Annotated in this window: 18 protein-coding genes and 1 tRNA gene; 10 read left to right on the forward strand and 9 right to left on the reverse strand. The window is 37.1% G+C overall.

Annotation, left to right across the window (positions count from 1 at the left end; translation table 11 throughout):
- Window positions 1-12: 12 nt before the first annotated feature.
- Together H1R81_RS18835 and H1R81_RS18840 are read right to left on the reverse strand one after the other, a co-directional pair.
- A complete protein-coding gene (locus H1R81_RS18835) occupies window positions 13-918 on the reverse strand; it encodes an OmpA family protein (RefSeq protein WP_181842306.1) in 906 nt (301 codons plus the stop codon).
- 516 nt (window positions 919-1,434) lie between these two features.
- A tRNA-Glu gene (locus H1R81_RS18840) sits at window positions 1,435-1,506 on the reverse strand.
- A 178-nt stretch (window positions 1,507-1,684) separates the two neighbouring features.
- On the opposite strand from H1R81_RS18840, the gene H1R81_RS18845 reads away from it, so the two are divergent.
- Window positions 1,685-4,183: a M14 family metallopeptidase gene (locus H1R81_RS18845; protein WP_181842307.1), complete on the forward strand. Its 2,499-nt coding sequence runs from the start codon at window positions 1,685-1,687 to the stop codon at window positions 4,181-4,183.
- 28 nt (window positions 4,184-4,211) lie between these two features.
- Complete coding sequence (locus H1R81_RS18850; protein ID WP_181842308.1) at window positions 4,212-5,147, forward strand: sugar phosphate isomerase/epimerase; 936 nt, start codon at window positions 4,212-4,214, stop codon at window positions 5,145-5,147.
- Between the two features lie 45 nt (window positions 5,148-5,192).
- On the opposite strand, the gene H1R81_RS18855 is transcribed toward H1R81_RS18850, so the two are convergent.
- From H1R81_RS18855 to H1R81_RS18870, 4 genes are all read right to left on the reverse strand, one after another.
- Complete coding sequence (locus H1R81_RS18855) at window positions 5,193-6,302, reverse strand: PepSY domain-containing protein (protein ID WP_181842309.1); 1,110 nt, start codon at window positions 6,300-6,302, stop codon at window positions 5,193-5,195.
- Window positions 6,303-6,312: 10 nt separating this feature from the next.
- On the reverse strand, window positions 6,313-7,353 hold the full coding sequence (locus H1R81_RS18860) for an SMP-30/gluconolactonase/LRE family protein (RefSeq protein ID WP_181842310.1): 1,041 nt from the start codon (window positions 7,351-7,353) through the stop codon (window positions 6,313-6,315).
- 18 nt (window positions 7,354-7,371) lie between these two features.
- Complete coding sequence (locus tag H1R81_RS18865) at window positions 7,372-8,445, reverse strand: hypothetical protein (RefSeq protein ID WP_220275264.1); 1,074 nt, start codon at window positions 8,443-8,445, stop codon at window positions 7,372-7,374.
- Window positions 8,446-8,606: 161 nt separating this feature from the next.
- Window positions 8,607-9,503, reverse strand: a complete 897-nt coding sequence (locus tag H1R81_RS18870; protein WP_181842312.1) for a hydroxypyruvate isomerase family protein — start codon at window positions 9,501-9,503, stop codon at window positions 8,607-8,609.
- Between the two features lie 79 nt (window positions 9,504-9,582).
- Between H1R81_RS18870 and H1R81_RS18875 the strand changes: the two genes are divergently transcribed.
- On the forward strand, window positions 9,583-10,431 hold the full coding sequence (locus H1R81_RS18875; protein WP_181842313.1) for a family 16 glycosylhydrolase: 849 nt from the start codon (window positions 9,583-9,585) through the stop codon (window positions 10,429-10,431).
- Window positions 10,432-10,924: 493 nt separating this feature from the next.
- Here H1R81_RS18875 and H1R81_RS18880 read toward each other — a convergent pair whose 3' ends face one another.
- From H1R81_RS18880 to H1R81_RS18890, 3 genes are read right to left on the reverse strand one after another with little or no spacing between them, the layout of a single operon-like run.
- Window positions 10,925-11,569 carry a response regulator transcription factor gene (locus H1R81_RS18880; protein WP_181842314.1) on the reverse strand — a complete coding sequence of 215 codons (645 nt, stop codon included), beginning with the start codon at window positions 11,567-11,569 and terminating at the stop codon, window positions 10,925-10,927.
- A complete protein-coding gene (locus tag H1R81_RS18885; RefSeq protein WP_181842315.1) occupies window positions 11,566-13,512 on the reverse strand; it encodes a 7TM-DISM domain-containing protein in 1,947 nt (648 codons plus the stop codon). Before H1R81_RS18885 ends, H1R81_RS18880 begins: the two co-directional genes overlap by 4 nt.
- Window positions 13,513-13,531: 19 nt before the next feature.
- Window positions 13,532-14,767 carry a nucleoside recognition domain-containing protein gene (locus tag H1R81_RS18890; RefSeq protein WP_181842316.1) on the reverse strand — a complete coding sequence of 412 codons (1,236 nt, stop codon included), beginning with the start codon at window positions 14,765-14,767 and terminating at the stop codon, window positions 13,532-13,534.
- A gap of 107 nt (window positions 14,768-14,874) precedes the next feature.
- Between H1R81_RS18890 and H1R81_RS18895 the strand changes: the two genes are divergently transcribed.
- The 7 genes from H1R81_RS18895 (at window position 14,875) to H1R81_RS18925 (ending at window position 21,306) form a co-directional block, all read left to right on the forward strand.
- Window positions 14,875-15,645: a M15 family metallopeptidase gene (locus H1R81_RS18895; RefSeq protein WP_229251174.1), complete on the forward strand. Its 771-nt coding sequence runs from the start codon at window positions 14,875-14,877 to the stop codon at window positions 15,643-15,645.
- 30 nt (window positions 15,646-15,675) lie between these two features.
- On the forward strand, window positions 15,676-16,254 hold the full coding sequence (locus H1R81_RS18900; RefSeq protein WP_181842317.1) for a Crp/Fnr family transcriptional regulator: 579 nt from the start codon (window positions 15,676-15,678) through the stop codon (window positions 16,252-16,254).
- A gap of 161 nt (window positions 16,255-16,415) precedes the next feature.
- Window positions 16,416-17,354, forward strand: coding sequence for a ring-cleaving dioxygenase (locus H1R81_RS18905; protein WP_181842318.1), 939 nt, complete (start codon window positions 16,416-16,418; stop codon window positions 17,352-17,354).
- Between the two features lie 21 nt (window positions 17,355-17,375).
- Window positions 17,376-18,014, forward strand: a complete 639-nt coding sequence (locus H1R81_RS18910; RefSeq protein WP_181842319.1) for an alpha/beta hydrolase — start codon at window positions 17,376-17,378, stop codon at window positions 18,012-18,014.
- 83 nt (window positions 18,015-18,097) lie between these two features.
- The gene (locus H1R81_RS18915) at window positions 18,098-18,913 is read left to right on the forward strand and encodes a glutaminyl-peptide cyclotransferase (protein ID WP_181842320.1); all 816 of its coding nucleotides are present in this window, start codon (window positions 18,098-18,100) and stop codon (window positions 18,911-18,913) included.
- Window positions 18,914-19,115: 202 nt separating this feature from the next.
- A complete protein-coding gene (locus tag H1R81_RS18920; RefSeq protein ID WP_181842321.1) occupies window positions 19,116-19,925 on the forward strand; it encodes a glycogen/starch synthase in 810 nt (269 codons plus the stop codon).
- Window positions 19,867-21,306 (forward strand): DUF4270 family protein, encoded by a 1,440-nt coding sequence (locus tag H1R81_RS18925; protein ID WP_181842322.1) that lies wholly within the window; start codon window positions 19,867-19,869, stop codon window positions 21,304-21,306. The genes H1R81_RS18920 and H1R81_RS18925 overlap by 59 nt, the downstream gene beginning before the upstream one ends.
- The last annotated feature ends 123 nt before the right edge of the window (window positions 21,307-21,429 follow it).

Genomic DNA, 21,429 nt, shown 5'->3' on the forward strand with positions numbered 1-21,429 from the left:
TTTATTTCATTCTCATTTGTCAGGATTCAACAAATCGTAGAATTGATCAAGCTTAGGCATTAAGATGATACGAGTACGACGGTTTGTAGCACGTCCCTCCGGTGTATCATTGCTTGTCAGAACGTTATATTCTCCTCTACCTGCTGCAATCAATCTGTTTGGATCAACTTTGAAAGTCCCTTGCAATGCTCTTACAACTGAGGTTGCTCTTTTTACGCTCAAATCCCAGTTGTCTGACAAACACTCAGTATTGATAGAAACATTATCAGTGTAACCTTCAATCATTACCTCCAAATCAGGACGAGATTGAATAATTTGTGCAATTTTACCCAATACCTCATTAGCCCTGCTCGAAAGTTTGAAACTTCCACTTGAAAACAACATTTTATCAGAGATATTAACCATTACAACAGTTTTATCAACCTTAATCTCTACATCTTTTTCTTCAATACCTGCACTTAATACTCGTGTTAAGTTCACAGCCAAAGCTAAATTGATAGAGTCGGTTTTTGTTCTGGCAGCTTGTATAAGATGTATATATTTATCTTTCTTTTCTAATTGTGCCAGAGTTTTGTCAATGTTATCGTTAGCAGCTTTCGACAGAACTGTCAGGTTACCTACTTGCTCCATTTGTTTGTCACGAAGGCTTTTCAAATCACTAATCTGATCTCTTAAATCTTTGATTTGTGCATCACGTTGCTGAATATCACTGGTAGTAGCTGTACGTAGGCTCTCTCTTTCTTGCTCAGCTTTAGCCAAACGATCTTTGAAATCCTGTACCTGATCTCCACATTTTACTAAATCAGCTTGTGACTTTTCAAATTGTTGTTGAAGACCCGCATATTTTTTTTTCGCCACACACGACGACATAAAAATAGCTGCTGCAATAAAAAATAGAAATTTAGATGGGGTTCTCATACACTAATCTACTTTGTGTTTAGGGTTTAAAATTTTCGCAAATGCAAATTTCGAAAATTATGAATTAATAAAAAATTAAATATTATACGTAACCATGTTTTTTAATATTCAGTACTAATATAAGGCAGAAAAGTACTATTTCTTCATAAGAAATCATTAAAATTGGCCGAAAATTCATGATTTTTTAATCCGGATTTTTCACGTTAAATCCAAAAAACAAACGCATTTCAAGATAATTTTATTTTTGCTTTCATTTTTAGGCCACAATTTATAACCCACTTGAATAAGCAAAAAAACCTAAAAGGCATTTAAAATTGGCCATATTATTTTTTTAAAAATTTTTATTGAAATCTCATTTTTAAAAACTGTTGAGCAATTTTTCACCTAAGAAAAGTTTTTTAGAAATCTACAGTTTCAAATTTTTGAACTTCTTGGTAAATTATTGAATCAACAAAACAAAAGCCTGACAATCGGCTGATTATCAGGCTTTTCCAATTCTGCTCCGCAGCGATTCTGTGACCCTAAGGGGAATCGAACCCCTGTTTAATCCGTGAAAGGGACTTGTCCTAACCGCTAGACGATAGGGCCGGCTGGTTCCATTTATCGTCTGCGTTTCCGAATTGTGGTGCAAAAGTACAGCTTTTATTTTACAATGCAATACCTGCTCAAAAAAAAAGTCAAAAATTTTCAAAATCTTTTTTCACAATCATTTTCAAACCGAAAAACATTATATTTGAGAATTATTAAAACCTATCCAAAAGTACGTATGAAAAAAATCCGCTTATTTACTTTATTCTTCATCAATATACTCTGGGCAAATGCTCAAACCACCAAAACTCCCGACGAATTTCTTGGCTATAAATTAGGAACAAAATTCAGCTTTCACCACCGTATTGTCGACTACGCCCGGTATGTGGCTACTCAGAATCCGGCTCAGGTAAGGGTTTTTGATTATGGTACTACTTTTGAAGGCCGCCCTCTGGTTTTAGTGGCTATAGCAACACCTGAAAATTTATCAAAATTAGATGAAATACGCACTTCAAACCTGAAAAGTATTGGGTTATTAGATGGTAAACCAACTACAAAAGTACCTGCCATTGCATGGTTGAGTTATAATGTGCACGGAAACGAAGCAGTTAGTTCAGAAGCTGTAATGCAGGTATTGTATGAATTAGTCAATAAAAATAATACTACAACACAGAGTATCTTAAAAAATACTGTCGTATTAATTGACCCTTGCATTAACCCTGACGGGCGCGACAGATATGCACAATGGTATAACAGAGTAGCGAATCAGGGATTTAACGCCACGCCTTTTGCTGCCGAGCATAACGAACCTTGGCCAGGCGGACGTTTTAATCATTATCTATTTGACCCCAATCGTGACTGGGCGTGGCAAACACAAGAGATTTCGATGCAGCGCCTGAAAATCTATAACCAATGGATGCCACATCTACATGCCGATTTTCACGAAATGGGTGTTAACACTCCTTACTATTTTCCGCCTTCTGCCCGTCCTTATCATGAAGATTTAACCGTATGGCAAAGAGAATTTCAACAAACCATCGGCGAATACAACAAAAAATATTTTGATAAAAACTATTGGCTATATTTCTCAAAAGAAAACTATGATCTGCTTTATCCGAGTTATGGCGATACTTACCCCTCATATAATGGAGCTATTGGCATGACCTACGAGCAAGGTGGTGGCGGACGTGCCGGTATTGCTATAGCCAAAGAAGACGGTGATACTCTGACACTTTCCTATCGTATCTCCCACCATTTTTCAGCCAGTATGGCAACATTAGAAGCAATTTCTTCAAGAGCTGATAAAACTGTAGAAGAATTTGTTAAATTCTTTGACCGAAACAAAACCAGTCCGGTCGGTACCTATAAATCATTTGTCTTGAAAAGCAATGGAAATGAAGCAAAAGTGAAAGCTCTAACCGGGCTTTTAGACAAATTGCAAATCAAATATGGCTATGCAACTAAAGAATCTTCGGCATCGGGTTTTGGCTATCAGAGTCTGAAAGACGAGAATTTTAAAGTTGAAGCGAACGACCTCGTGATTAGTACTTATCAGCCCAAAGGCACTTTTGTTAAAATTCTATTTGAACCTAAAACAGTTTTAGAAGACTCACTCACTTATGATATAACAGCTTGGGGCTTGCCTTACGCTTATGGCTTAAAAGCTTTTGCAACCAAAGAAAAACTATCAGTAGGTAATCCTCAGTCAACCAACACAACTCCTGCGTTAACAGTTGAGGGCAAACCTTATGCTTATATAGCCACTTATAGCTCATTTGAGGATGTAAAATTCTTATCACAGATTTTAGCAAAAGGTATTAAAGTGCGTTTCAACGAAAACCCGTTTGAAACAGGCGGAAGAAAATTTGAAGTAGGTTCTATCATTATTACACGAACCAACAATTTAAGATTGGGTGATGAGTTTGACAGAATTGTCCAATCGGCAGCTAAAACTTTTAACATTAATCTGTTAGCATCTAATTCTGGCATGGTTACTTCGGGTAACGACTTTGGTTCAAATTCTGTTAATGTGCTGAAAAACCCTCGTGTAGCAGTCATTTCAGGCGATGGTATCTCTCCTACCGCTTTTGGAGAAGTGTGGCACTTCTTTGAACAACAGATAAATTATCCTGTTACTGTGATTGAAGGTTCTACTTTCGGACGTGTCCCGCTCGACCAAATAGATGTGTTGATTTTAGCTGATGGAACATATGACAGAATTTTTGGCAATGGCGATGCACTGAAAAAATGGATTCAGGGGGGCGGAAAAGTAATAGCAATGGAAGGAGCAACCGGCTACTTTGCTGATAAAGATGGTTTTGGATTAAAACGTAAAAAAGATAATTCGGCTACTGATAAACCGGAGCTAAAAACCTACGGTTCAAGAGAACGTGAAAGCATTTCAGAGCAGGTAGTCGGGGCTATTTACAAAGTTGAAGTAGACAAAACTCATCCGTTAGGCTATGGGACAGACGGAAGTTATTATTTGTTGGCGCGCGACCCTTACAATTTTGAATACATGAAAGAAGGCTGGAATGTTGGTTATCTCAAAGACAATAATTATGTAACAGGATTTGTAGGTGAAAAAGCCAAAGATAAAATGAAGAACACTTTGATTTTTGGTGTACATAACATCGGTAGAGGGAAAATTGTATATATGGCTGATGATCCTATTTTCAGAGGATTCTGGTATAGTGGCAAACTCCTTTTTGGTAATGCAGTATTTTTAGTCTATTAAACATAACCTGATTTCGTTTATAACAACCATGGATTCAACCCGACGTTCGTTTCTTAAGAATGCAGCTTTAGGCAGTGCCGCCGTATGTGCACCTGTTTTAACTCAGGCACAACCAACTCCCTCAGCTACAGTAGCTGGTAAAATAAAATTGAGTGTATCCAGCTATTCTTACTGGCACTTTAAGGGAGAGAAATTTCCGATAGAGAAAGTAATTGATGAAGCGGCCAAATTAGGTTTGGAAGGTATTGATGTATTGCATCGACAGATGGCAGGCGAAGATAACGCTTATTTGCAAAAACTAAAGAAACACGCATTTGTGAATGGCATTGCCATGACCTGCCTTTCAATTCATCAGGGCTTTGTTAACCCTGATAAAGCAGAACTGAAAAAACATATCGACCATACTAACCACTGCATTGAATTAGCTTATAAAATGGGAATACCCTGTATGCGCTTAAACACAGGCCGTTGGGGAACAATAAAATCTTTTGATGATTTTATGGCAAAAAGAGGGATTGAGCCTGCCATTGAAGGTTATACCGAAGATGAAGCCTTCAAATGGTGTATCGACAGCATTCAACAATGTTTGAAGAAAGCCGAAGAATGTGGTGTACTATTAGCCCTTGAAAACCATTGGGGATTGGGTTCAACACCCGAAGGGATGCTTCGTATTAAAAATGCTATTGACTCGCCTTGGTTAAGCCTTTTAATGGATACTGGTAATTTTCTTGAAAATCCTTACGATAAATTAGAAAAAATTGCCCCACAAACCAGTTTCGTTCAGGCTAAAACCTACTATGGTGGTGGTGTATGGTACTCTCTTGATCTGGACTACAAACGAATAGCCGATATTCTGAAAAAAGTAAACTATCAGGGTTACGTCTCAATAGAATTTGAAGGTAATGAAGACCCATTCACCGGAGTTAAGAAAAGCGTTGATTTATTAAGAAGCGTCTTGTATTAAATCTTTTGTTAATCTTAGTGTTCGTAAAAGATATTTTACGAACACTTATTTTTTTATATGAATTGCCATTTTGTGTCTTTTTCTACGTCGTCGCCAAAGCAAAAATCCTGTAATAGACAGAAATCCTGGTGTAAGCCCAACAAAAACATAGATTACTCTGATGAGTCCCCCCCCATAACTACCAATATGTAGAGAATAAAAAGTAGCTTCAATTTTATTCCACAGATTTTCGTCAGCAATAAGGTTTACACTGATCAACTCTCCTGTCTGTGGGTTAAATTGAATAGAGTTATTGCCAGCCCATATAGCCGCTTCTCCTTTTACCGCCCCTCTTACAAAAAACTTTTTATTAGGTTGCGTTGGCAAATACACGTATTGCGGTGTTAAATCGGGCATTTCTATTAATGCCTGTTTAAACAAGGAATCTAATGAATGTTTTGCCAATGTATTAGGTTTAGTCGGAATCATTTCATTGGCCCATACTTTCGGTTCAAAGGCAAACAGATTCAGCCAGAATCCGGTAAAAGCAATGATTATATTGAAGAATAATGCCCATACACCTACAATCCGGTGCAAATCAGAAGTAATAGTTCGCCAGCTTTTACGATTAATTTTTATTCGGAAGGTTAATACCTGAATAATATGTTTCTTATAGATAATAAATCCGGTAATAATGGAAATAATAATACATAGCCCCAAAAGTCCCACAAAAGCAGCACCGGGCACACCCACCTGAATACTGAAATGATACTGATAAATCCATTCAATGGCACTTGGTGTGAGGTTTTGCAATTCGCCTTCTCTTAAAATTCTACCTGTAAACGGGTCATAGGTAATGAGCCCTAAATCGTAACTGGTAATACGGGCATCGTTGAGATATAGCCTGAAATTAAAGGCTTTATCTGGTGCATCGTCAGGATTTATCCAGGCTATGCCATCAATTGCGGGATAGCGTTTGGCAATATCTTCATAAAAATAATCAAGCGGAAGTCTTTTTTGCTGCTGCTGAACGGTGAGTAGTTCTTTGTTTGCCCAATCATCAATTTCTTTTTTGAATACGAGGGCAGAACCGCTTAATCCTAATAAAATCAAAAAAAAGCCATTAATCAGCCCGAACCAACTATGTATTCTAAAAAGCTGACGATTTAGTTTCATATTTTCTTTGTTATTTTCTCCACGAACACAGCAAAACCTTGTCACCGAAAACACTCCCAATAAGCATTTTATTTCGCCACACTGCACTCACACTTGAACCTGAAAGTGGGCTTCCATCGTTCAGATAAATGCTTTCAACGGTTGGTTTTTCATTTTCAAAAGAGATTTTAACTACCTCTGATGGTGATAATTTTGAATGGTCTTTGGAATGCGCTAAAAAAGCCAGTAATTTTGGATGGCACCCTACCCATAAATCACCTGATTCATCTAATTCTATATTATCTGCCCCATTAACAACTATTTCACTATTTTCTGTTAATTTACCTGAGGTAATGTCTCTGTCAAAAATTTTGATTCTTTTTCCGGTAGTAGCTGCCACAAATAATTTCTTCCCGTCCTGACTTACATTAATCCCATTTGCATATAAAAAGCCATCTGCAACTATATTTGCTTTATTCCCGTCAAAATAGCAAACATTCCCCATTGGTATCTGTAATAAATCTTTCTTAGAGCGCCAAGACGATTTCTTTTCATCGTGGTCGTTGGTCAGATAAAACTGTCTTTCCCCTACCCCGACTATATCATTCGGACTGATGAACAAATCATTTTTAATGGTTTCTTTATGAACAAGTGAACTATCGGTAAATTGAAATATCTCGATTGAAGTATCTAAATTCAGATGATGATTAACTACAAAAAGCAGTTTTTGTCCCTCAGGTGATTGATATAAACTAATGCCGTGTGGGTGGAAATCTGTAAAAGGCAGATTATCGGTTAGTTTAACAGGGGTTGGGGTTTCTTCTTTAAGATTTAATAGGAAAATAGCGCCATCAGGTGCGTTTTCAGTAAACTTACTGGAAGAAACCAGTGCCAAACCTGTTGATTTATCTATTGTTATATCTTCTGCTCCATTAAAACCCTTGATTTCGGTTACTTTGCCTTCAAAATGCGGTTCTATTTTCGTAAAAAGACCAGAATTCCAAAGCGTTCTAAGAACGAATATGATTATCAGCAGCAGTACTCCTAAGGTAATTTTTAACCAGAGTTTCATAGGGTGTATAAGGTTTAATCAGTTCATTTTTCTAATCCAGAATAAGTATAATAGTGAAACTACTATAGCGTTAATGCTAAAAGTAATTAATATAAATGTGGCTCTGTTATTAGTTTCTGACAAAGTCTGTTGCTCGTCTATTTGCATTACATTTGCCCATGCAATAAAGGCATCGGCCATCGGGAAAGTGCCAAAGAAATATTTCTTTTGTTGGTTTATGATTATTGGAAACCCTAAGCCTTCAATATTATTACGCAGGCTTCTCGCAATGCGGAAATCTTTATGAACGGCCATTGCTTTAATACCAACAATAGAAGCTACACCGCCAACATTCCAAATAACAGGGCCAGAATCAATATCACTAACGCCTGCGTGTCCTTTAGGAAATTCTCTAATAGCGACCAATCCTAAACGACGGTCAAGAAAATGTTTTTTATATTTTATATATACTTGCCTAGCTAAGATTGAATCAATTTCAGGTAAAAAAACATTTATCAAGCTTTGTGACGAGCCTCTTGGTGATTTTTCATCTACTGAATGAGGAATTAACCCTGTATTTGCATCTAAATCAGACTCCACATAGTTCATACATTTTCTTATTACCTTCTGATATTTTGGAGCGAACAATTTATCATATAAGGCCAATGTGGCTAAACATATTATATTGTCAGCCTGCCAAGTACCTGAGCTATATGAGCTTAGATAAGAAAATTCATTTGTACTATAAGCATTAGCAATTTTTTCACATTTTAACTGAAAACTTTCTATGTCTATTGTTCTTCTCTGATTTTGATTAACTAATGATAGCTTTTTCCCTAAAAGCAGTGTTGTCCAGCCTTGATAAAATGCACCATATTCTAAAGTTAAATTTTTATTGAAAGCTTCTTTCCCTTTCTGCGAATTTACCTGTTTTATTGCCCAATCAATTTCAGTAAAACCTTCTTCTATTAAAGGTGAATTTATTTCAGTTTTATTAATAAACTCACACCAGGTCAGGCCGTAAATTACATTAAAAAATACAAAACCCTCTGGAAAAATTTGTTGCAACTCTTCGGCTTTCCCGCTATGAATTTCTTTTTTCAGAAAGTTCAATTGCTGAATAATATCCTGATTATAAGCATGATTATTACTTATGACAAAATCAGGCTTATAATAAAGTCTTATACTTAAATGAATCAGCAAAAACATTAGAATCAGCAGAAAAAAACTGCAAATAGCTTTTAAAGTTATAAGCATAATGATTTAGTAAAACTTTACACATCACAAATCTCCACCCCCTGCTTCAATGAAGCTATTTTATCTGTACGTGCAGGAATAAATTCTTGTGCAACAAAACCCTTAAAACCAGTGTCGACAATTGCCTCCATAATGGCCGGATAATATAATTCTTGCGTTTTGTCTATCTCATGTCTACCTGGCACTCCACCTGTGTGATAATGCGCAATGTATTTCTGATTTTCTTTAATGGTTCTGATTACATCGCCTTCCATAATCTGCATGTGGTAAATATCGTAGAGTAATTTGAAATTGTCTGCATCAATCATTTTGCATAATTCTACTCCCCAGTTAGTGTGGTCGCACATATAATCTTTATGATCAACTTTGCTATTTAATAGCTCCATTACCAGCACTACTTTCTTACTTTCAGCATAGGATAAAATTCTTTTCAAACCCTCAGCGCAGTTTTTCATGCCCTGTTCATCATCTATATCCTTATCCCGATTGCCCGAAAAACAAATTAGATTGGTAAACCCTGCTTTGGCTGTTTCATCTATCAAATATTGATGCCATTTTTCAAGGCCATCATGGTGTTCTTTTTTGTTCCAGCCTTTCACAATTCCCCAATCTTCGGATGTACTCGAAACCATGGCACAGGTTAATCCATACTTTTTAACAGTTGCAAATTCTTCAGGTTTCAGCAATTCGATAGATTCCAGACCTATAGTTTTGGCTGACTTGCATAGATCATCAAGAGGGATAGAATCGTAACACCATTTACAGACAGAATGATTGATTTTCCCTTTTAAGTCAGCACCCATTCCAAGATCAGCGGCATCAATCCGGGAAGCAACTACTCCGGCTACGGCTACAGTAGCGGCTCCTCCAACAATTTTTTTCATAGCATTACGGCGAGAGTTTGAATTTTCCATACTTTTGGAAAGTATTTAAAATATTAGGGGTTGAAATTATACAAATGTATAAAATCACCTTTTTAATCTATTCTTCCTTATGAAAAAATTATTTGCATTCAGTTTCTGCCTGTCCGTTCTGGCATTGTACATCTCTTGTCAGAAAATTCACAATGACGCTATAAACTTAAACCCTCCAAAGTATGTAATTGACGAATCAAAACCTGTTTGGGCCGATGAATTTAACTACACAGGCTTACCTGACCCGACCAAATGGGGCTATGATATTGGTGGCCACGGCTGGGGAAATCAGGAAAAACAATTTTATACCAATGATGCCAAAAATGCCCGTGTTGAAAACGGTCTGTTGATTATTGAAGCCAGAAAAGAAAAAATGGAAAACAACGATTATACTTCGGCAAGATTGGTTACAAAAAACAAAGGAGACTTTTTATATGGTAGGTTTGAATTTAAAGCCAAACTTCCGAAAGGAAGAGGTACATGGCCTGCAGCGTGGATGTTGGCTACAGAGAAATCGTATGGAGCGAATTACTGGCCTGATAACGGTGAGATTGACATTATTGAACACGTAGGCTTTGATCAGGATCGTGTGCATGGGAATATTCATACGAAGGCATTTAACCATACAATTAAAACCAATAAAGGAAACAATGTAGTTGTACAAGGCGTATCTGATAGCTTTCATATTTATGCCTGTGAGTGGACACCCGATGCAATCAGTATTGAGATAGACGGCAACAAATATTTTACTTTTCCTAAACAAAGTAATTATGGTTGGGAAGAATGGCCTTTTGATAAGAAATTCCACATGATATTAAACATCGCCATTGGTGGAGGCTGGGGAGGACAAAAAGGAATTGATGACAGCATTTTCCCTCAACGAATGGAGGTAGACTACGTGAGAGTCTACCAGGCTGTAAAAAAATAGATGGTTTATGGTGGATAAGCGGGAAAAGCAATTAAAACAAGAAGCACTACCCATACGAATCCTGATGAAATAAGAAAAGCAAGAATCAGATGACTCTTGCTTTTGCTCTCGTCAAACTGCTGTTGATTATTAAAATCATCGAGCCGTTGGCTTCAGCGAACGGGCCGGTGATTTTATGGCACATTGCCTTACGCTTTACACGCATTTACTGCAATAATAGCAATAAAAATCATCACGACAACAATTTCATCAAAATATTCGTAAAAAATCTTCTTCATACTCCTTTACTTTTCATAAAATGACACTAATTTCCTCAAAAAGGTTGGAACGCAAGTATTATTTATTTGTTAAGTTAAGGTAGTCTTCAGAAGTGTATATTCATGGCTATAACAAGTGCGTGTTTACAATGCAAATATCGCTAAGCCAACGTTTCCAGCCAATACCCATTTCAGGGTATTTTTTATAAATGTTATCCGTACTAGTACGGAGTAGGTTAAATAAGTTTTCTTTCTACAGCGTATTTAATTAAACCAACTATGGTTTTTGTATTGGTTTTGCGATAGATATTTTTCCTGTGTGTTTCTACCGTTCTTTCCGAAATATACAATTGCTTGGCAATATCGGCATTAGAAAATTCCTGGGCTATCAGTTTCAGTATCTCAATCTCTCTGTCTGTCAGCCGATAGGTTTCCTCCTCCAGATCGTTTCGGTTAGCAAGACTTCTCAAAATCTCATTTGATACTTCTCTGCTGAAATAAACATTTCCTTTAGAAACTTCATTAATCGCCTCAATTAATTCTCCTCTACCTATTGTTTTCAGTATAAACCCTGATATACCGGCATCCATCAGATCATGCACGATCGATACATCATAAGAAACCGACAGCGCTAATACTTTCACATCCGGAAAATCCTTCTTAACCTTTTGTGTAAGCTCTATACCTGTCATTTTAGGCATATACAAATCTGTCAACAAAATATCAACCGGATTATGCGTTAAATATGACAAGGCCAGTTTGCCGTCTAATAATTTACCGACTACCTCAAAATTATCGACGTCCTGAAGCATGGCTTCAATACCATCTATCAATATCTGATGATCGTCAACAATAAGGATTTTGAGTTTGGCGGCAGTCATTTAGCGTTAATCAAGGGGATTTCAACAATTACACTTGTTCCTCTCCCGATTGCAGAATCAAAATTAACACTTCCGTTCAAATATTCCACTCTTGTAGCTACATTTTTAATTCCAATCCCATGGTTCTTCGCATCTTTCGTATCAAACCCTTTCCCATTGTCTTCCACCACCAAAACCAGTTCGCTCTCGTGCTTTACTAATTCAATACTTACCTTTGATGCTTCAGAATGCCGTATAATATTACTCAGAATTTCCTGCACAACCCGATAGAGCATTGTCTCAGTTTTTTCATTCAGTCTTTCTTTAATACCAATAATTTGTAATTCTATTTGTAAAACACCCAAAGCATTGATTTTGTTAACAAATTGTTTTAGAGCTGTCGATAAACCTAATTTAGTTAATGCTCCGGGCATCATATTATGAGATATTTCCCTTATTTCTTTGATGCTCTCTTCCAATAAATCCAAAGAGTTTTGTATATGCTCGTTTTCATCTTTCTTCTTGGCTAAAAAATTTCCTAAGGCCATTCGGGCTGCCGCAAGCATTTGCCCGATTCCATCGTGTAAATCACGTGCTATTCTGACTCTTTCTCTGTCTTCAGCTTCAAGTATCGCTTCAGTTCGTTGTTGTTGAGCCTGCGTTTTTTCTAAGAAAAGTCTTTCTGCTGTATCTTGCATGGCCTTTAACCGATACGCTAATAATACCATTAATACTACTATTTCTATAATAAACGCACCCGCAAAATATTCTATCTCTACAAGGCGTGTACCATTAATAACTTCGTAATTGCCCAATGCTGAATGAAAGACAATAGTGGCAATAGGAAGGTTTGCTAAAAGAAAATAAAATGCTTCTTTGGCAAAGTGCTGAATCACAATACAATAAATAGCCCCAAAAATCACATATAGTGTCGGAAACCAGAACACCACACTCAAAATACCACTAATAAGTGAGCTATTGTTCTGAAAGAGGGTATCTTTTAAAGAAAGGTGATCAAGATATAAAAACAGAAGCATAAAAATCAGCACCCCAATTAATATCCATGTCATATAATTGAAAAACGAAGTTTTCAGTAAGTCCCAGCGAAGGTATTTTCTTATAAATAGTAGACCTGAGATCAGAAACAAAAGCGAGCAGACATACCGCAATCGGTTTCCTGTTACTCCAAACGACCCATCAACATAAAACCGGATAAAATATCCTTGTGTAGTGCAAATAAATCCTATCGCCATTAATACATAAACCCCATAAAAAAAATAGAGCATATCTTTAAACGCAAATAGCAGAAGAAAGGAAAAGAAAACAACAAATAATAATATACCAATCACGAATCCCCATGTATGATAGTCAGCCGAATAATAGTAATAATCAAAGGCATTCCGCTCCCAAACTGTTATTGGTACCCAGATAGACCCTACTTCTTTGCGGAGCTTGAGATAGCAGGTAATCTCCTGGTTCGCCTTTAGTGCAATAGGGAAAATAAAATTTCTGTGTTTGACAGGCCTGTCTAATTGAGGAGTATCCCATGAGAGGTACTGCACATTTAATATTTTATTGTCTTCAACGGCATAAAATCGTCCCTCATCATAAAGCGGTGTGGGTAATTCCACAACAAAGGTCTGATTAATATTGGTAGCATTCTTCAGCCTGAATTTAAACCAGTAAGGATTGCCTTTGGCCCAGAAAGTGGGGGCATTACCATTAGCCTTTTTAAAGGCAAAGTTCCTGGGAAACTCTAATATTTTCTCTAAAGTAAGTGCATGGCTTTTATCCTGAAGATACATCAGCCCCAAAGGCATATACTGTTTTTGCCAGTTCCCATTATAGATTATTCTGAGAACCCCAGTTGTATCCTGAGCCGTAATTGTAGAACTAACCAGGCTCAAGACAAAAACACATAAGAGTTTGCGTACCAGACAATAGGATTGGGTTAACCTTATCATGGCTGGCGACTTCATATCATTAATGGAAGAATATATAAGAAACAACAATCGCTGCAACTACTCCTGCCAGATCAGCCAATAACCCTGCAACCAAAGTATAACGAGTATGCTTGATACTGACAGAACCAAAATACAAGGCCAGTATATAAAGAATGGTATCCGAACAAGCCTGAAATACACATGACAAACGACCAACGAAAGAATCGGCACCATAGGTTTTCATGGCATCAATCATCATGGCTCTTGAGCCGCTACCACTCAAAGGGTGCATCAACGCTGTTGGCAAAGCATCAGTAAAATCGGTATTGATACCTGTAAGCCCAATTACCCATTTCATGCCATCTACAATATAAGTTAAAGCACCGCAATTCCTAAAAACGCTGATAGCCACTAACATACCTACCAGATAGGGCATAACTTTTACAGATGTTTCAAATCCACTCTTCGCTCCATCTATAAAAGCCGAAAATATATCTACTTTCTTATACATTGCCCCTCCAACAAAACCTACAATGAAAATGAATAAAATCATATTACTCACAACTTTAGAAGTAGTCTCAATTTCTTCTTTTGACAATCGGGCAAAATACCAGATTACAAACCCGATGAATGCTGTAACACCTAATAACCAGGATAACAAGGTTCTATCAAAGAAATTAATACGTTGCTTTATACCAACAAACAACATTCCGGTAAGAGTAGCTACATAAACAGATATGAGCGCGGGGATAAAAATATCCGATGGGTCGGCGGCATTGTAGATGGCTCTTTGTGCCATTATACTTAAAGGTATCAGCACGGGGCCTGCACTGTGCAGTACCATAAACATTATCTGGGCATTGGTGGCAGTATCTTTATTGGGGTTCAGTTCCTGCAAACTTTGCATAGCCTTCAAACCAAATGGGGTAGCGGCATTATCTAAACCCAACATATTGGCCGAAAAATTCATAATCATTTGCCCGTTGGCTGGGTGATCTTTTGGAACTTCAGGAAACAGTTTACTAAAAAACGGTGCAATGATTTTAGCCAATCTTCTGATAACCCCTGCCTCCTCTCCTACTTTCAGAATACCCAGAAAAAAAGTCATTACCCCGGCTAATGGCAAGGCTATATCCATTACAGCAGATTCAGCAGATTTAAACATCCCGTCCACTATCAGTTTAAATATCTCGGTGTCGCCTGTAAAAATGAGTTTGATTAGCGCAATAACAAATGCAATAAGAAAAAATGCTACCCAAATGTAGTTTAATGCCATAAATTTGAGATTTTAGGGTTAGATTTGCCAGTAAGATATTAACAAACCTTATTTATATAATAGGTTTTCTGTTTAAAACGCCAATTTACACATAACAAACTATTTCTATGGCAAAACTAAAGCTAATTTTAGGAATCTTTACTATTGTACTTTTCATTGCAAGTTGTACTACTCAAAACAAAACCGAAACCGCAGACAGCATTAAGGTCGATTCAAGCCAGATAATAAAGGATACTGTAGTAAAGATAGACGATTATAAAATTCCTGAATTAGAACAAAGAATGATAGACCAGGGTCTGGTGAATTTACAGACTATTGACTCAACTATCATGGTGGAATTGAAATATTCAACAACTGATAATTTTGTTCATACAGATGTATATGGAGATTTGACACGTGCTTATATGCAGCAGAAGCCTGCTGAAATGCTTGCCAAAGCCAGCAAAATCTTGCAAAGCAAATACCCTGATTATCGATTGCTGGTTTATGATAGCTCCCGCCCGTTGGCTATTCAACGGAAATTCTGGGCATTACTTGATACAGTTCCACCAGTTAAAAGGGCTGATTTTGTGGCTAATCCAGAAGAGGGTTCAATTCATAATTTTGGTTCAGCGGTTGATTTGACTGTTTATGATACAGCTACTCAGAAGCCTTTGGATATGGGTACAAAATATGATTATTTCGGTGATCTGGCCTACCCTATTTACGAAGACCAGATGCTAAAAGAAGGAAAACTAACCAAAGAACAGATTGCTAACAGATTAGTATTGCGCAATGCTATGCAGCAAGCAGGTTATATGCGTATAGACAGTGAGTGGTGGCATTTCAATGCACTCTCTCGTGCCAAAGCCAAAGAATTATATAAGATTATTGAATAAAACTTCTATCTTCTATAGCATCTCAAATACATGTTTGAAGAGATTAATGCCTATATAAACCGATACACGCTTTGTGATGTTGAGGAAGTAAAGTTCTTTAACTCCATCCTTCAACATAAAACGGTTGCGAAGAAAACATTTCTATTGCAAGAGGGTGAAATATGCAAGTTTGAAGCATTTATTAGAAAAGGGTGTATCCGTACCTATTATATAGACCACAAAGGCGCGGAAGTAACTTTGCAGTTTGCCATTGAAAACTGGTGGGTAAGTGATATTGCCAGTTTTCATGAACAAAAGCCAAGCCGGATGTTTATTGAAACATTAGAAGATTGTGAGCTCTTCCTCCTATCACCTGAAACAAAAGAAAAACTCTTGAGGCAAGTTCCTAAATTTGAACGAATGTTCAGATTGATGGTACAACGCAATCTTACCCGTTTGCAGGAGCGCCTCTTTCAGACTATTGCTACTACGGCAGTAGAAAAATACCTTGATTTCATAGAGCGCTACCCCACTATTCCGCAAAGAGTAGCACAACACTATATCGCCTCTTATCTGGGTTTTTCGCCTGAGTTTTTGAGTAAGGTCAGAACCAAACTGGCGAAGAAATAATAAATTCGAAATTTTTCTCAACTTATATTCTTAAATTCTTCATTTCTTGTCATAGTTCAATGTTTTTGAATTTTCAAGGGTGCAACTTTGTATCATCAAATCAACAACAAAGGTGTTTAGATTTGAAACAAAGCATTTTTGCACTTAAAATAACTATGACAATGGAAAATAAAATCTTAGGTATTCACCACATTACAGCCATCGCAGGTGATGCCAAACGCAATTTCAATTTTTATACAAAAGTATTAGGCTTACGTTTCATCAAAAGAACCGTAAACTTTGATGACCCACAGACTTACCACTTCTATTTTGGTGATGAAGAAGGTAATCCGGGTACTATTCTTACATTCTTTCCATGGGGAAATGCCGTAAGACAAGGTAAACGTGGCGCAGGTATGGCCACCGAAATTGGTTATGCAGTGCCCGAAGGAAGTCTGGATTTCTGGGTGGAGCGTTTCAAAAAATACAATGTAATCTATAACAAGCCATCTGAAAGGTTCGGCGAAAAATATCTGACTTTCCTCGACCCTGACGGTTTGAAACTGGAATTGATTGTACCTAAAACACCTGATACCAGAAAGCCTTATGAAACCGAAGAGGTAAAAGCTGAGGTTGCCACCAGAGGTTTTTATAATACTACTCTCACACTTAATGACATTAAGCCTACGGCATTGGTGTTAACAGAAGTGTTTGGTTATAGACTGATAGGCCAAGAAGCTAATCGTTACCGCTATGCAACAGATGCCGTAGCTACTGCCAATATTATTGATCTGGTTGAATTGCCAAATGAGGCCAGAGGTGTAGGGGCTGGTGGTACGGTGCATCATATTGCATTCAGAGTAAAAGATGATGCTACACAGATGGAGTTTCATGATAAAATCGAAAAATTAGGTTTTCATATTACACCACAGATAGACCGCAATTATTTCCACTCACTCTACTTCAGAGAACCAGGTGGGGTTTTATTTGAAATTGCTACTGACAATCCGGGCTTCACTGTCGATGAACCTTTAGAAGAATTAGGTACAAATCTGAAACTACCTGCACAGTATGAGCCTCGTAGAAAACAGATAGAAGAACACTTAGTAAAATTGGATTGATTTATAAAGGAGGAATGTAAAATGGATTTTCAAGAATTAAAATATATTTATCAGCCAGCCAAAAATGCAGGAGCAAATACCCTTTTGCTCCTGCATGGAACCGGCGGTGATGAAAGAGACCTACTCCCTATTGCCAAAGAATTTGGCGAAGACCTCAATATTCTGAGTCTGAGAGGGAATGTATCAGAGAATGGCATGCCTCGTTTCTTCAGGCGTTCGGGTATGGGCATCTTTGATGAAAAGGATTTAACTTTTCGTACCCACGAAATGGTTGATTTCATCAAAGGATTAACTGAAACCGAGGGGTTTGATAGCACGAAGATCATTGCATTAGGCTACTCAAATGGAGCTAATATTGCAGGTAGTACATTGGTTTTGTATCCTGATTTTCTGGCAGGGGCTATTCTTTACAGACCCATGCAGCCTTTTAAGAATATTGAAACCGAAGTAAAAAACACAAATCATACGCCTGTGTTTATGAGTAATGGCATGGTTGACCCGACCGTAAAGCAGGCAGATACAGTAAAATATGTGAGTATTCTGAAAGATATAGGGTTTGATGTAGCTAATTATAATCTGTCAACAGGGCATCATCTTACCAGAGAAGATTTGCAGCTATCGGTTGACTGGTATAAACAGCATTTTGTTAATAATCGTTAAAAAGCAAAGGGATAATAGCCAGAGTATAGTATAGGGTTAAAATAGTTTTTTTAGATTTGCGGAAAGATTCCTTAATCCCGATCATGAATAAGAGACTATTCGGAACCTATATACTGGCTATTATCCTTTTTTCTTGTAATAACACTGAAAAATCCAGTGACACCACAAAAGAAGTTGCAAGCGTTCCCTTAATTCCGTTTAAACTGGTTAATACTTTCCCGCATGATACAACCGCCTTTACCGAGGGCTTTTTAGTTCATAACAATCAGCTATATGAAAGTACTGGTTCTCCAGATGAATTATCAGAAACATCATCGGCTATCGGTATTCTTGATTTAAATACAGGGAAATTAAATACAAAGGTCACAATTGATAAGTCAAAATATTTTGGCGAAGGTATCACCATTCTGAATGATAAAATATATCAGTTAACCTGGAAATCAAAAACAGGCTTTGTATATGATTTAAAAAGTTTCAAAAAATTAAAGGATTTCACTTTCAGTAATAATGAAGGCTGGGGGCTTACTTCAGATGGCAAATATTTAATAATGAGCGATGGCACCTATAACCTTACTTATTTAGACCCCAATACATTAGCTGTCATAAAAACACTCCCCGTAAGAGAAAATGGTTATGCAAAAGAACAGATAAATGAATTAGAGTATATCAAAGGCTTTATTTATGCAAATATCTGGCAGACAAACGAGATTATAAAGATTGACCCGGTAACCGGAAATGTAATGGCAAAAATAGACCTCAGAGCTTTAGCAACTGATGCCCTGACACAATATCCGAAATCTTTGGAAATGAATGGTATTGCTTTCGACTCAACAAATAATAAAGTTTATGTTACCGGAAAAATGTGGCCAAAAGTCTATCAAATAGATTTTAGCCACTAAAAAATTTGAAGTAGTTTTGAGATTTTCTGAATAGACTCAAAACTTGTAGAAAAAGCTATTTTACCTTTAGCAATCGGAACCTTTTGAAAATTTATTGGGCTTAATGATTTGTTTTCTAAAGATTTTAGTACAAATTATTAGTTTTTTTCGTATCTTTGCATACTTTTTTGGAAGACACTCCCAATAAATTATTTTTATCGATATGCGTAAACTTCGTATTCTGTACGTTGCAAGTGAAATAAATCCCTTCCTACAAGTTTCAGAAGTAGCAGAATTTCTTCGTAAACTTCCGCAAGCCATGCAAGAAAAAGGCATGGAAATCCGAATCCTGATTCCCCGTTTTGGCTCAATTAATGAGCGTAAAAACCGCCTCCACGAAGTGGTAAGACTTTCAGGAATCAATATTTCAGTCGGAGAAGATGAAAAACCTTTGATCATCAAAGTGGCATCAATTCCGAGTGCAAAATTGCAAGTTTATTTTTTAGATAATGAAGACTATTTCAACCGGAAATACGTTTTCTTAGATAAAGAGGGAAGTTTCTACGACGACAATGATGAGAGAACAATCTTTTTCTGTAAGGGAGTTCTGGAAACTGTGAAGAAACTTGGTTGGGCTCCTGACATCGTACATTGCACTGATTGGATGACGGCTCTAATTCCACTGTATCTCAAAACAACTTATAAAAACGACCCCGTTTTCAAAGATACAAAATCAGTATTTACTATTTATAACAACGCTTTTGAGCATAAGTTCGACGAGGATATTTTAGAAAAAGCAAAAGCGATGGACGTTTCAGACGAAGCTCTGTCACACTTACGCTCTGCAGATTTTGAAGGATTCATTAAAATAGGTTGCCAATATGCCGACTCGGTAGTAAAAGCTAACGAGGACATGAACGAAAAATTAAGTACATTATTGAATGAAATTAAAGCTAACAAAATTGAAGCAGGTATTGAAGACGACGACGTTACAGAAACGTACTTTAATCTTTACACAGAACTCGTTCCATAAAAATAGCCGGAATTTCACACATAAAATGCGGAATGTAGCCATCATGCTACTTTCCGCATTCTTTTTCTCGTGTGAAGACCCTATTAACATTGCCGTTGACGCTCCCTCAAACGGCGGTCAGTTTTCCACCACCTTTACAGACACCCTTACTGTAACCCGTGCAACTGTTATGCTTGATTCTATCGTAACTTCCGAACAAACAGGCGCAGTTGTAGGGCATTATAAAGACCCTGTTTTTGGTGATGTATCAGCCACAATATTTACAGAGATAACCCTGCCCTACGATGGTTCTTCAGGAACTTACTATCCTTTTGCAGTCTCTTCTACAGATTCTCTTACTGCCGTATATGACTCTATGTATGTCTATGTAGTGCATAATGGCTTCTCTTACGGAGATTCTACCAAACCTGTTACATTGAATATCCATCGTTTGACAGAAAACTTTGTGAAGAACAAAAAATATCTCAACGACGAAGTATTAGCGTATAATCCTACACCTTTGGCAAGCCAGGTGCTTACATATAAAGATTTTAAGCGCGCCACCGTAAGCACAACCGATAGTTTGATTAAATTCAAAATGCCCGACGCCCTTGGGCAGGAACTTTTTGCTATTGCTAATAAAGACGAGTCAAGGGATATAGATAAATTCACTGCCGCTGTAAAAGGATTTGCTTTTACAGTTAACCAAAATGCAGAAACGGCTTATGGCATTTCCCTTACCGTCGGAACCAGCTATCCGGTAGTTTTCTACCATGCACCAGGCGACACAGTTGCAAAAGGACTTCCGTTGTCATTTCTTGGTGGTCGTTTCAGCCAGATCAAGGGTAATAGACAAGGAACAACTCTTCAGGACCTTAAACAGTTAACCTCAATCCCTTCATCAGCTACCGGCAATAAAACTTATATGCAGACAGGGGTCGGCATTACTACTAAAATGACATTCCCGACACTGGAAAACTTACTGAAAACCGGTAGCAGCAATGTGGCAATCAATAAAGCTGAATTAATTTTGGAACCAGATTTAGATCAGATTACCGGTAATTTCACCCCACCTATTCAGGTAGCATTAGTTGAAATAGGCACCGATAATCGATTGAAAAAAACAAATGGAATTGAAGACTTTGTTGCGCTTGATGTAGCCTCCGGCATACAATACGTAGCCGACTACAACTCCACTAACAATAATTATAAATTCAACTTTACTTCATATATTCAGGATATTCTGAACAAACGAAAAACCACCGATGGTTTCGCCATTATTCCAAGTATCCTGAGTACCACCTCTACTGGTGCAACTACCATTCTCGTTTACAATAACAATTTATCAAGAGCCGTTTTCAAAAATATCAAACTAAATGTATATTACTCCGGTAAGAGATAAAATAATACAATCGTAAGATAATATTATATACATTTTTCATCAAAAGAGGAGACCTAAATCTCCTCTTTTTTGTTTGTTTGTTGTATTTTTTTCATAAATTTGAATAATTATGAGTTCAAAAAT

The sequence above is a fragment of the Emticicia sp. BO119 genome (genome assembly GCF_013912375.1).
In the GTDB taxonomy this organism is placed as follows: Bacteria; Bacteroidota; Bacteroidia; order Cytophagales; family Spirosomataceae; genus Emticicia.